Annotated in this window: 11 protein-coding genes; 6 read left to right on the plus strand and 5 right to left on the minus strand. The window is 62.3% G+C overall.

What is annotated here, in order from left to right; genetic code table 11:
- Positions 1-212: 212 nt before the first annotated feature.
- The 6 genes from WDU96_RS01490 (at position 213) to WDU96_RS01515 (ending at position 7,071) form a co-directional block, all read left to right on the plus strand.
- A complete protein-coding gene (locus tag WDU96_RS01490) occupies positions 213-1,460 on the plus strand; it encodes a hypothetical protein (protein WP_337336709.1) in 1,248 nt (415 codons plus the stop codon).
- Positions 1,457-2,707: a polysaccharide pyruvyl transferase family protein gene (locus WDU96_RS01495; protein ID WP_337336710.1), complete on the plus strand. Its 1,251-nt coding sequence runs from the start codon at positions 1,457-1,459 to the stop codon at positions 2,705-2,707. The genes WDU96_RS01490 and WDU96_RS01495 overlap by 4 nt, the downstream gene beginning before the upstream one ends.
- A gap of 323 nt (positions 2,708-3,030) precedes the next feature.
- Positions 3,031-3,264 (plus strand): acyltransferase, encoded by a 234-nt coding sequence (locus WDU96_RS13605; RefSeq protein ID WP_420063936.1) that lies wholly within the window; start codon positions 3,031-3,033, stop codon positions 3,262-3,264.
- Positions 3,261-4,445, plus strand: a complete 1,185-nt coding sequence (locus WDU96_RS01505) for a glycosyltransferase (protein ID WP_337336712.1) — start codon at positions 3,261-3,263, stop codon at positions 4,443-4,445. The genes WDU96_RS13605 and WDU96_RS01505 overlap by 4 nt, the downstream gene beginning before the upstream one ends.
- A 187-nt stretch (positions 4,446-4,632) precedes the next feature.
- The gene (locus WDU96_RS01510; RefSeq protein ID WP_337336713.1) at positions 4,633-6,108 is read left to right on the plus strand and encodes a sugar transferase; all 1,476 of its coding nucleotides are present in this window, start codon (positions 4,633-4,635) and stop codon (positions 6,106-6,108) included.
- 12 nt (positions 6,109-6,120) lie between these two features.
- The gene (locus tag WDU96_RS01515; protein ID WP_337336714.1) at positions 6,121-7,071 is read left to right on the plus strand and encodes a glycosyltransferase; all 951 of its coding nucleotides are present in this window, start codon (positions 6,121-6,123) and stop codon (positions 7,069-7,071) included.
- Here WDU96_RS01515 and WDU96_RS01520 read toward each other — a convergent pair.
- Genes WDU96_RS01520 through WDU96_RS01540 form a run of 5 tightly spaced genes read right to left on the minus strand, consistent with a single transcriptional unit; the run spans position 7,060 to position 12,912 of the window.
- Complete coding sequence (locus WDU96_RS01520) at positions 7,060-7,953, minus strand: SGNH/GDSL hydrolase family protein (RefSeq protein ID WP_337336715.1); 894 nt, start codon at positions 7,951-7,953, stop codon at positions 7,060-7,062. The genes WDU96_RS01515 and WDU96_RS01520 overlap by 12 nt on opposite strands.
- Positions 7,950-9,446 (minus strand): lipopolysaccharide biosynthesis protein, encoded by a 1,497-nt coding sequence (locus tag WDU96_RS01525; RefSeq protein ID WP_337336716.1) that lies wholly within the window; start codon positions 9,444-9,446, stop codon positions 7,950-7,952. The genes WDU96_RS01520 and WDU96_RS01525 overlap by 4 nt, the downstream gene beginning before the upstream one ends.
- Complete coding sequence (locus WDU96_RS01530; RefSeq protein WP_337336717.1) at positions 9,443-10,285, minus strand: glycosyltransferase family 2 protein; 843 nt, start codon at positions 10,283-10,285, stop codon at positions 9,443-9,445. The genes WDU96_RS01525 and WDU96_RS01530 overlap by 4 nt, the downstream gene beginning before the upstream one ends.
- Positions 10,286-10,323: 38 nt before the next feature.
- Complete coding sequence (locus WDU96_RS01535) at positions 10,324-11,886, minus strand: O-antigen ligase family protein (protein WP_337336718.1); 1,563 nt, start codon at positions 11,884-11,886, stop codon at positions 10,324-10,326.
- Between the two features lie 12 nt (positions 11,887-11,898).
- Positions 11,899-12,912 (minus strand): YveK family protein, encoded by a 1,014-nt coding sequence (locus tag WDU96_RS01540; protein ID WP_337336719.1) that lies wholly within the window; start codon positions 12,910-12,912, stop codon positions 11,899-11,901.
- Positions 12,913-12,945 lie beyond the last annotated feature (33 nt).

The raw sequence follows: 12,945 nt of genomic DNA on the forward strand, positions 1-12,945 counted from the left end.
TTCTCGCTGAGATTTCAATATCTCATCCACATAAGCCGCTCTCGCACAGGTGTGAGGGCGGCTTATGTGCGCGTGGTGTGAGACCTTTACTACCCGGGGGAATTATTCTCGCCGTAACCTGGGAGAAGCACGTCGCCCATACGGTTGAATGACGCGCGCTCACTCCGCACGCGTGGGCCGAAGACGTCCGATTGAAAAGAACGGACCACACATTGGGTGATATCTCACGACGAACGGCGCTTTCATTGCTGTTCGCCGCCGCGCCGGTGACGCTGATTTCATGTGCGCCTGTTTCGCCGGTCGCTCAGACCCCGACCGCTGTTCCGACGCCGACGCCGACGCCGACCAGTTTGGCGGCAACCAGCGCGCCTCGTGGGTCGCTGGTCAATGCGGAATTCGGTCCCACCGGGGCGCACTGGCCGACTCGGACGCCGCTGCTCACAGATGACTTCGACGTCGTGGTCGAAGCGGATTGCAACTGGACCGCCATTGGAAATGCCATCAAGTACGTCGATGAGCGTTCGCGTGAGCTGACCGGGTGCGTGCTGGTGAAGCCGGGGGTTCTGCCTGGTTTCGGAGCGGGATCATCAAGTTCTCCAGTGCTCCAACTGATCGGTTCGGCCGGAAGATCATCGCGAGTGGTGGTCACACCCCGTGATGGCATCTCGAGTGTGAGCTTGGAAGACTCCATTCGCATTGACCGCGTGATCGGCGTCTCTTTCATCGGGTTCTGGACCTTCCCCAATAGCCTGGTGCTCACTTCGGTGCAAGACTTCGCCTGGGCGCGATCGAAGGGTCGTGCGTTCAACATCACCGGCGGTGACTACGTGCCTGCCCAGCAGGTCGAGCTCGTCGAGTGTGTCACGCCCGAAGCACAGGTCACCGAGTCGGATGCATGGGCCTTTCGCACTGGTGACAACGCCGTGGAGGGCATCAGCGTAGTGGGGTGCTACATCGCGCCTTCGTACAAGCCCGACGGATCCAAGTCGCACTGCGACACCCTGCAGCTTTCGGGCAACCCGCTGCAAGACGGCATCACGATCACAGACTCTGTGATCTTCGCATCGACGAACGCAGCATTCATCCCCTCGAGCAACGCGCGGAATGTCGTATTCGATCACACGTTGATCGTTGCGGGCGACCGCATGCTTCAGCGGTATCCGTTATCTGCCGAAGCGAATGCGTTCACATCCGGGCTGCCGGCCGCGGTCAACGGCGCGGGTAGCGTCGGAATACTGTCGGCGCGCAACTCGACGTTGATCGGCAACCTACGCGGCGAGTGGGCGACGGTGACAAACACTATGATCTCGGCCGATGCGTCTCGTATGGTCGTACAGAACGGTTCGTTCACGACGGATTTCGCCTTGGCATCAATCGATACCGCGTGGCTGGAGAGCAAGACACCAATGCCGACCGACGAGCGGTTGCTGTCGATCTGGGGAGGAAGCGAACAAGAATGAAGCTTCCGGCATGGGTCATGAAGCCACTGCGCCATCCGCGAGTGATCCGATTCGTGGACCGCGTATTCATGCGTCTGCAACCCGCGCCGGGGGGAGAAGCACACGTGCTGGTCGCGCCACCTGGTCGCGGCAACATCGGTGATCAGGCCCTCGTGGAAGCGTTCGTCGAAACGGTCGAAGGTCACGTAATCGTCGCGGTGCGATCGACGAGAGACATCGCAGTTGCGCCACGCTTTGCCGGCCGTATGCAGTTGATCGAGCTTCCGGCTCTTGTGTATGGCTCGGCCATGGGAAGGGCCAGAGACCTGCGTCGTCTCGCGGCGGCGGCATCGGACGCGACGACGTTCTCGATCGTCGGTGCAGACATTATGGACGGTGCATACGTGCCACGGGCGTCGGTGAATCGCGCGCTGCTGGCACGCCGTTTTGCGGAGCTCGGGTGGAACACCCGTGTGCTTGGGTTCAGCTGGAACGCTTCACCTCACCCGGTCGCGTTGGATCAGCTGCGAAGAGCTGCCCGCGCCGGCGCCTTGCTATGCGTACGCGACCCGCTCTCGGCGGAACGCGCTCGTCGCGATGGCCTTGAGGTCACCGAGACGGCAGATATCGTCTTTGTCGCGAAGGGCGGCGATTCGCTGGCTTTGGCGCGCGTCTGGCCGACTCTTGTCGACTCCGATCGACTTGCGCTCGTCAATGCCTCCGGTCTCGTCGAAGCCGGCATCGAGCCCTATGTCGCGACGATTCAAACCCTGCGCTCGAGCGGCATGAAGGTGCTGATCGTGCCGCACGTGTCGCGACCGGGCGCTGACGACCTGCCCTTCTGTGACGAGCTCGCGGCGCGGTTCTCGAACGACGAGGGCGTGAGAGCGCTGCGTGCTCTTCTCACCCCGCCCGAGATTCGCGGATTGGGTGCGCGAGCGAGTATCGCGGTCACAGGCCGCATGCATCTCGCCGTGATGTCAACGATGAGCGGCACGCCCGCTCTCACACTGGCCACGCAAGGGAAGGTCGAAGGCCTCATGAACCTGTTGGGCACCCCGCAGCTCTGCCTCGAACCCGGACCGGGACTGGAACAGCGCCTGCCAGAGGCGGTGTCGATGCTCATCGAGAACGAGCCCGAGCTTCGAGGTGCGATCCTGGCCGCGCTCCCGACCGTCACCAGCCTCGCGAGCAAGAACTTTGATGGGATGCTGCCCGCGGGCGCGAGAGTCACTTCGAGCGATGGCGCTCACGGAGCCGCCGCATGAACGGCATGAAGCTGATTCAGAATGTGATGCGTGTGCGTGACGCCGCCTTCACAGCCTTCGTGAGAGGCGGCTTCGCGCATATTGGTCGGGGCAGCCGAATCATGCTGCCATTTCGCGCGGGCAACCCGCACAAGGTCTCCATCGGCCGCAACGTTCTCGTGGGGCCTTCATCGTGGTTCATGGTTCCTCGATTGGATACGCCCGGCACCGTGATTCACATCGGAGACCGCGTGCGGATGAACCAGGTCTCAATCGCGGCCGTGCAGGAAGTGGTGATCGAAGAGGCGGTAGCCATGGCGCGGGGGGTCTACATTGCCGACCACATGCACGGCTTCGACGATCCGACCATTCCCATCCGTGACCAGGCGCTGACCCGAATCGCACCCGTGCGCATTCGACGCGGCGCGTGGCTCGGTCAGAACGTCGTCGTCATGCCAGGGGTCGAGATCGGTGCGGGTGCCGTTATTGGTGCGAACAGCGTGGTCACTAGCGATGTCCCGCCGCGCACCATCGCGGTCGGCGCGCCTGCGCGTGTGATCCGGGAGTTACCGCAATGACGACGGGCCGTGACGTTGTCTTCACGTTCTCTTACGAGACGTACGCAGACGCCGAAGCCCGCGGAATGATGCGCCCGCCGGATCGCATTCTTCAGACGCTGCTCAATGCGGACGAGGTCGCGGGTCTGTTGGTGGCGAACCCGTACCGATCTATTCCTAGCGTGCTGCGCGCTGGGTTCTCGCCCGAGACCGGCCCGAGGTTTGCCGCCAGCAAACGGGGAGCGCTGATCACCCCAGCTCGAATGCGTCGTGCTGATCCTACGAAGCTCGGCGCGATCGTCGGTGAATACCGCCGATACGATTCCGTTCTCAAACGACGCTCTGAGCAACTGGGTCTGCGCGTTCCCGTCATCGTGACAGCAAACCCTCTCGTGGCCGCTTTCTGCCCGTTCGCGTGGGCATCGAGTGTGCTCTACTTCGGGCGTGATGACTGGCTCAGCTCGACCAGCCGGCAGGAGTACTGGCCGGCATACCAAATGGCCTACCAGCAGATACGAGAGTCCGAGATAGCCGTTGCCGCGGTGTCCCAGCAGATCATCGATCGCATCAGGCCGTTGGGCCCGTCGATGGTTGTTCCTAACGGTGTTTCGCCCGCGGAATGGCTTGCGCCGCTGCCGCCGGAACCGGAGTGGCTGGCAGCGCTTCCAAAACCAAGAGCGGTCTATGCGGGCACGATTGATCAGCGGCTCGACACCGACGCGGTCGCGGCGCTCGCGCACAGCCGGCCAGACATGCACTTCATTTTGCTCGGCCCGTCTCCTGACCCTGACTACGTCAGCCAGCTGCGCGAACTTGCCAACGTGCATGTCCACGGGGGAGTCGGTCGCGATGAGCTCGTGGCAACACTGCGCAATTGCCAGCTGTCGCTGCTCGCCCATCGCCGTACAGCGCTCACCGAGGCAATGAGCCCTCTGAAGATCTACGAGTATCTTGCAGCAGGCCTTCCCGTCGTATCGATCGACCTGCCGCCCGTGCGCGGAATCAACGACCGAGTTCTCGTGGCACCCACTGCCGCGGGAATGGGACCGCTGATTGACCGGGCGCTTGAGATCGGGCCCATGAGCGAGGCCGAGCGACGGGATTTCGTGAGCGAACACAGTTGGGAGTCGCGCCATCGCGTGATTCTCGATCTGTTGATGCGATCGCCATTGTTACATCGAAGTGAAGTGTTTCGGCGCTGACTTTACAGATGTGACCCGCGCCCCCTACCTTTGGTGTTGCCTGGGGGGTTGCTTTAGAGCCAAGGCATAGAAGTATCGCTTCATCCGCTGTGAAACTGGGAATCCAGCGGCCTGGCAATCAGGCCGCACCATTCGTCCGACTGCTGTGCCTGGGGGCACTGTGAGCATGTTGAATCAAGCTGAGTTCGTGGAACCGAGAACGGTCTCTGCGGACTTCGACGTGGTTCCGCGCCAGCCGCGTTCACCCGGGTGGTATCAGCGCCTCGCCGCGGGCGTGCTGATTGGCGACGTACTGGCGATCATGGCTTCTCTGGCGCTGGCGAGCACCGTGCGCTTCGGGGTGATCCCGACTTGGCGTGAACCAATCGACGCGTATTTCGCGATCGCGGCGGCTGCGATCGGATTGGTGTGGCTGATCGCGCTGTGGGCCGTGAGAAGTCGCGCCAAGCGCTTGTTCGGTGAGGGCCTCACCGAGTACGCCCGCGTGATCAACGGCACCCTTGTCGCGTTCGGCTCGGTGGCGGTCGTCTGCTACGTGGCGCAGATCGACTTCGCTCGCGGCTACGTCGCGGTCGCGCTCCCCGTGGGGATCGTGTTGCTTCTTGTGGGCCGGCTGGCGTGGCGCAGGGTGCTGATTCTGCTTCGGCGTAGCGGTCGATGTGCCACCGGAGTCATGGTGGTTGGCGCACCTGACGACGTTGCCCGCACGGTTGTCGAGCTGCGGCGCAATCTCGCGGCCGGTTATCGGCCGGTGGCGGTCTCGCTGAGTTCGCCCCTCCACAAGGCCTCGCCGTCCGACCAAGCGATCCTCGACTCGCTTCCGCGCGTGTCGTACGAAAGCGCTGTGTCAACCGCACGCATTTCACGGATCAGAGCGGTGATGATCGCGGGCGAACTTCCCGGCGGGCGCGACCAGATCCGGAAGCTCGGGTGGGCGATGGAGAACTCCCGCGCTGAACTCATCTTGGTCTCACGACTGACCGATGTGGCCGGCCCGAGAATCCATCTGCGTCCGGTAGCGGGTTTGCCGATGGTCCATGTGCAGCTGCCCCAGTACTCTGGCTTTGCGCACTCGGTCAAGAGGCTCTTCGATGTTGTCGCCACTCTCGGCGGCCTCCTGCTCATCACCCCTGTTCTCGCGATAATCGCGATCCTGATCCGCGCTGGCGACGACGGCCCGGTGCTGTTTCGGCAGCAACGAATTGGCGTAGGCGGCAAGACCTTCACCATGCTGAAGTTTCGCTCCATGGTCGTCGATGCCGAAGCGCAACGAGAACTCCTTGAAAGCAAGCGCCTCGGCAACGACGTGCTCTTCAAGGTCAAGGATGATCCGCGCGTGACTGCCGTGGGGCGAGTTCTTCGGCGTTACTCACTCGATGAGCTGCCTCAGCTATGGAACGTGCTTCGCGGAGAGATGAGCTTGGTCGGCCCGCGACCGCCGCTGCCCAGCGAAGTAGAGGAGTACGAGGGTCACGAGACTCGACGTCTGATATCTAAACCCGGTATCACGGGTCTCTGGCAGGTGAGTGGCCGCAGTGATCTCAGTTGGGACGAGAGCATTCGACTCGATCTGTACTACGTCGAGAACTGGTCACTCACCGGGGATCTGCTGATTATCGGCAGAACGCTCGTTCAAATGTTCAAGCACGATGGCGCCTACTAATTGGGGAATGAAATGGCGAAAACACTTATGGTCTGCTCTGGGGGCGGCCATCTCAAGCAGCTCTATACACTGTCGAGTCGACTGGGAGTCGACCCAGCGGATCAAGTCTGGGTGACGTTCGAGAATGGTTTATCGTCTTCGTTGCTGGCCGATCGGGAGGTGCACTATGCGCCTTTTGTCGCACCACGCGACCTCGTCAATCTCGCAAAACTGTACTCCGTGGCCAGAAAGGTGATGAAAGCACACACCTATGACAGGGCATTCAGCACCGGTTCAAGCCCAGCGGTCGCGGTGCTTCCCATGGCCGCAAGCAGTGGCGCCCGCACCTATTACATAGAGAGCGCCGCGCGCGCGGACGGTCCCAGCATGACTGGCCGAATCCTGCAGCAGCTACCCGCCGTGCAGACCTACACGCAGTATCCGGCCTGGCAGAGCAAACGCTGGTCGTATGCGGGCTCGATCTTCGATGAGTTTGTGCCGAACGCGCCCGCAGTGGTGCCGTCGAGGCGGGTGAGCAGAGCGGTCGTCACTGTGGGCACTCAAGAGGGCTACGGCTTCGACCGGCTGTTTGATGCACTTGTTCCGCTGCTCCATGACGTCGACGAAGTGCTCTGGCAGGTAGGACCTCAAGACACGTCGCGCTGGGGAATCGAGGGACGAAACCGGGTGCCCCACGAGGAGCTTTGCGCCGCCATGCGTGAAGCCGATGTGGTGATCTCCCACGCTGGCACGGGCTCGGCGCTTACCGCCTTCGAGCAGGGAAAGTGCCCGATTCTTGTTCCGCGGCTAGCCCGCTACCGCGAACACGTCGACGATCATCAGGTGCAGATCGCTCGCGAGATGCAAAGGCGCAAGCTCGCGTTCATGCGCACACCTGAATCAATCACGCCGCGAACGCTGCTGAATGCGGCAAACCGTGCGGTGAGCACTGTCCATCCCTCACCCATGGAGCTATCGGCGTGAGTCCCATTTCTCCAGAGCGACTTCGGCGGCCGGCCAGGCAGCTTCTGCCAACGTTGCCTGCCCTGACAACGACGCATGGAAGTGATCGAGCGGCGACACATCCTCCGCGGTGAACTCGACGTCGTGAACCGCGTAGTCGTCGAACGTGCACCGCTCGATAAGTGAGCAGGCCTCCTGAATTGATGCGTTGTATTCGTCAATCACCGCGTCGATTGCGTCACGTCGCTCTACGTCTTCGGGTTCGTCCGAATCGGCGTCGGCCAGCAGGGATCGGCACGAAGGGCTCTGGCCCCACAGTGAGACCGTCTCGGGGTCATCGCGGCCAAGCTGCCACAGCCACAACAGGTCGGGCACCGAGTATGCGACCAGTTCTGCATCGGGAAGCTCGTTGTGAACGCCTGAGAGCAGTTCGCTGTATGAGGCGTCGAACTCCTCTGGCGTGGTGACATCATCGGTGGATGCGGCGCACGCATCGTTGGCACCGAGCAGAACGAGCACGATGTCGGCCTTCGTGGCGCGGATCGACAGCACCGCCTGTTCGGCGTAAGCGACTCCAGCTCCGATGCGGGCGACCGCGGTCGTCTGCGGCTGCTTGCCGGTCACCGCCGAGAGGCGCTCCGCGATCGAATTCACCTCTGGGTCGGTGCCGACCGCCCACGAGGCCTCTACGCATGCCTTGGCGGTGTCGCATGCGGCGACTGCCAGAGACATCGAGTCGCCGATGACTGCCAGAGAGTCCGCTACTTCTGCTTTCGGCGTCTCTACGGTCTCGGTCACGACCGGCTCAGCTGTAGGCGTGGGCTCAGGCGTTGAGCACGCCGAAAGCGCGAGAATCATAAAGCCGGTCATGGCGCCGACGAGGGTGCGAGGATAGCTCATCATTGTTGCTCCGGGGTTGGGGCGGTTCGAGGCTTGCGGGCCCGCTTGACGAAGTCAATCATCATCGCGTAGTCGCGGCGAACAGCGGGAATAGCCGCGGCAGCAGCTGCGACGGCGGCGGCTGCGAGCGTTGCGGTGACGATCTGCAAGATTGCCGGCCAGGCCGTGACGAGAGACGCGGTGGTGTGCGCGACGCCAAAGATGAGAATCGCCAGCAGGACTGGGCGCACGAGCGGCGCCGCGATATCGTGCCATCCGCGAAGGAATGTGCCGTGAATCGCAACGGCGAATCCGGGCACCAGCAACACCATCGTGACCAGCCCATAGAGCAGCGCCAGTCCGTCCATTCCGTTCCACCAGATTCCGACGAAGAATGCCGCGATGACGAACGGCCGGGTGACGATGTAGTAAACGAGTTGCCGGTGCGCTCGCCCGAGGCTGATGTACAGCCACCCTTGAACGTTGCCCACGGCCTGCGCCACGCCCGCGATCGCGAGCAGCGCGAATATCGTCGCCGCAGCATCCCACCCTGGACCAAGCAACACCAGCATGAGGGGTTCCGCCACGGCGGCGGCGATGGCGTAGGTGGGCAGTGCCAGGTAGCCGATGACGGTGAGCGCACTACGCACATAACGGCGATAGCGCTCGGCATCGTCTTGCAGTCGAGATAGGACGGGCAAGGCCACACGCCCGAGGGGTGCGGTCAATTGCTGCTGGGGGAGAAGAAATAGGGCATAGGCGCGTGTGTACTGCCCGAGCGCGGCCGGGCCGAGTTGCTGACCGATTATGACGTTGTCGAGGTTGCGCACCGCATAGTTGAGCAGTTGAACGCCGAAGATGCTTCCGCCGGTGCTCACGAAGGGGTGGATGTCTCGACCGATATACGGGCGCCCGAACTTGGGCTTGGCCGCGACCCAGAGAGCGATGAGTCGGTACACCTGGCCGGCGCCAGCGAGAACGATCAGTGACCACACCCCCCAGCCAGCGAGTGCGGCAAGCACCGAAAGCCCCACGCCGATCGCCATCGCCATCACATCAATCTGTGCAAGCGTGCCGAACTGCATGCGTCGTTGCACCGCCGCCTGCATGGGCATGGCCACGCCGTTGGCGAGCAGTGTCGGCGCGATCGCGAGCGTGAGCACGATCAGTTGCTGCTCATCGTAGAGAGCTGCGATCAGCGGAGCCGACGCCGCAACGGCGACCATAAGCACGGCGCCCAACAACGTCGAAAACCACAGCAGGCCCGACCACTGCTTGCTCGTGAGATCGCGTGCCTGAATGATCGCCCCTGTCAACCCGAAATCACGAACGAGGTCGGCGATTCCGACGATCGCCATGATCATCGCGACGAGCCCGAAGTCTGCTGGATCAAGCAGGCGTGCGAGAAGCATCGTCGACCCAAGCTGGATCAAGGTCTTGAGCCAGAGTCCGCCCGCCGTCACCGCGGCCCCGCGGGACGCCTTGTGACTGAGGTTGTTGGTCGAGCTGTCGCTCATCGGGTCACGGCTTCCCTCGACGACGAATCGCGAGCCCAGGTGATTGGTCGCTGGCGGTCGCGTCGCGCGCGCAGCTTCACCGAGGCGAATCCGAACAGATACACGGGCAGGCTGGGCCAGAGGGCGGGTCGGGCACCCACTTTGCGCAGCAGGCTCAGGTAGCGGCTTGCAGCGGGTTTCTGCGACGCACGCTGCACATGGGAAGGAAGTTGCTGGTTGCCGCGTTCAATTCGCACTCCGCGGCGGATGTGGGCACTCATGCTGCGCGAGGCGGTCACGACGAAGACGTCGTCGAGCTTGATTCGCTCTTCAGCGGTGAATCGCTGCTGAACGAATCGATCGTCTGCAATCAGGTCAGGAAACTCGTCCCATCGGGAACGGCCGCTGGCGTTCACCGCATAGATTCCTGAGCCGATGTGGCCGTCAGTGAGGTAGTCGGACTGTTCCCAGACGCGATAGTACGCGCGCACCGGCCAGGTGCTCTTCGTCGAGTCGACGACCATCTGGGGGGATGCAACGCGGGCACGATCTTCTGAGGCGAGGGCGTGCCGAAGTTCGCGCACCGCCGATGCAGACACGCTCACGTCACTGTCGATGTACGCGCGCGGAAAGCTCGTGGCGACGCGGTCTCCCGCGTTGAGCGCGGCGATCTTCGAGGCAGTTGCGATCTCAATCACTCGAACGCCCGGCACTGCTCGCGCCTGAGATGCGGTGTCATCGCTGCAGCCGTTGGCCACCACGATCACTTCGAACTCTCCCACGGATGCATCGTTCAGGAAGGAACGCAGCGTTTTCGCGACGAGCGCGCCCTCGTTGTGCGCGGGGACGACAATGCTCATCGTCGGGCGCGTCGGCGAGAAATGCAGCTTATCGGCACTCATACGTTCACGGATCGGTTGCGCGAAACGGCGCTTCGTGCGGTCAGAGCGGGAGGACTAGCGGTCAGCAGCCATGCTCCGATCGCCAGGAGCAGGCACCAGATGAAGAACGTTTGATAGAACCCGAAGGCGTCGTAGAAGAACAGGGCGGCGATGTAGCCACTCATCGACACTGCGACCGCGAACGCCAGGAGAGCGAATCGGGTGTCGTCCTTCGATGTGGTGAATGCAAAGCGAAGCAGCATGCTCGCCGGTGCCAGCGTGAATACAGCAAGGCCGAGCACCCCCACCGCACCGGTTTCAAGAAGAGTGCCGAGCACCTGGTTGTCCAAGATGAATGCATTGCTGTCGTCACCGACGACGATTCTGCTTCCGATGCCCGTTCCGAAGAATGGGCTCATCTGCGCTTCGGCCATCGCCGGCCCGAGGTCGGCAAGTCGCCCGGCTCCACCCCACCCTGGCGACGTCTGCTGGGAAGCAATGAGGCCGTCAATATCGAGAAATGAAAGCACGAGCGTGTCGAACACCTTAGGCAATGCGACCAGGCCGACGAGAAGGCCGGGAACTGCAAGCAGTAAGAGCGCGATACCCAGGTTGGGGCGCAGCACGATCGTGAGCAAGAGCATGACCCCGAGCACGATCACGGCGGTGCGTGACACAGCAGAAAGCACGCCGCCAAGCAACACCAGCACGGCGGCTCCGTAGACGATTCGTCGAGATATCTCGTTCATCGGCCGCTTGCCGTAGCGCGCCAAGTAGATGGCGAGCGGAATCAGCATGCAGAACATCACAGACAGGGCGATGGGATGCTGCGACGATGCGTATGCGCGATAGCCGCCTGCGCGAAATGATTCGCTTTCGTCGGTGAGCAGTTCGAGCGGAAGAATCGTGTTCAACCGCCAAAAGAGGTTGACTCTCGTGGCGCGCTCGAACATCGCCATGACGGCGACTGCCACACCGCTCCACACCAGTCCGAGCAGCAGTCCTGTGACGATGCGTTCGGTAGTGAGCAGCTGACGCACGATATAGAACGTCGAAAGCAGCAGCAACACGTTGATGAGCGCGCCGACAGCCGATGAGGCGAGGCCGTCTTCGACAAGGCTTGTGCCGTTGGCCACGATGGAAATGACGAGCGACGCTACAAAGATGCCAATCGGCCAACCGAATGCTACGGGTTGCCAGACCCGATTGCGATCGAGCACCAGCGCGGCAACCAACGCGAGCACGAGCAACACGAGCATGATGCGATACGGCTCGAGCTCGAACGGCAGCGGAATCGGAACTGCGTATCGCCGCACGGGTATGAACATGATGACCGCGACGAGCATGGTGAGGCCGGCGACCCAGGTGAAGACCAGCCTCCGGGCGAGGTACAGGATCGACACGAAGACCAGCATTCCGGCCGCCGCCAGCGGGGGCAGTAGCAAGATTGCCGCGAACCCGATCGCCGCGACGATCAATGCCGCGACAATCTGGCGACGCACCGGAATCGGCGCGCGCGTGTCTGATTCATCCCGCTCGATATCGGGACTACTCCGCTGCGGTGGCAAAGAAATGCTCATGCGGCCCGCACCTTAGGGTGCAGGTTCGCTGGCGAGCGACGGATCTTCCGCGGTTGGTGCGTGGGTTGTGGCGCGCTTCGGCCGTCGCGCGCGCCGGCCCTTCACAGAGCCTGAATGAACCTCGCTATCGACAGATTCATCCGCGTCATCGACGGTCTCTTCTGGCGCGTCATCGATAGTCTCTTCTTCGGCGTCATCGATGGCCTCGTTCGTGTCGGCGGGCGCCGCGGGGTGATCGCCGTGCGACTCGTTCGACGTTGCCTCATCGTCGGCATCCCTCTTCTGCAAGCGTGATGATCGCACGCCGCCAATGATGAAGGCGGCTACGACGAAGAGCAGGAAAACGCCCAAGAATGCGACGGCTACGGGGATTGCAGGGTTGCTTCCCTCGAGCTCTGTTGCGACGGGGGTGTCGAGCACGCTCACGACCACACGATCAGAATCCGGGATGTTGGCCTCATCCTGCTGCGTGATCATGTCGTCGATGAAGACGTTGGCAGCTGTCGCCGAGATCTCTTCGGCTCGTTCTTCAGAGGTGGCTAGACCGATGACGCCGATGAGGGGCAGTGAATACTGACCGGGAAACGCTTCGCTTCCGCCTGGCTGCGTCGTGCGCCTCACCGCGCGAAGGCTCTCGGTGTCAGAGAACTCGCCTATCTGGCTCTCTACTTCGCTCTGCACGGGCGAGCTGCTGAGAATGTATGCGAACAGAATCGCTTTGGAGGGCAGGTCGACTTGTTCAGGTTGTGTTTGTCCCTCAACAAGCTGCTGGCCCGGAATGACCGCTTGGAACATATCGGCGGTCGGATTAGAGAGCAGGAGCGTTGTTTCTGCGGAGTACTCAACAGTCGCGCGGGACTTCACCTCTCCATCGGTGATTGTGAAACCGGCGAAAAATGCCACGACCGCTGCGACCACGGCTCCCACAATCAGCAGCCACTTGCTCTCCCACAGCACCTGCAGATACCTAGGTACATCCATCGTTCGCTCCCCCAGCCCACCCCAGCGGGCAATGATCGATTGCATGCGCCGCTCTTCGGAACGAAATCCGCTGAACGC

Source organism: Microbacterium marmarense, from assembly GCF_037204165.1.
Taxonomy (GTDB): Bacteria; Actinomycetota; Actinomycetes; order Actinomycetales; family Microbacteriaceae; genus Microbacterium; species Microbacterium marmarense.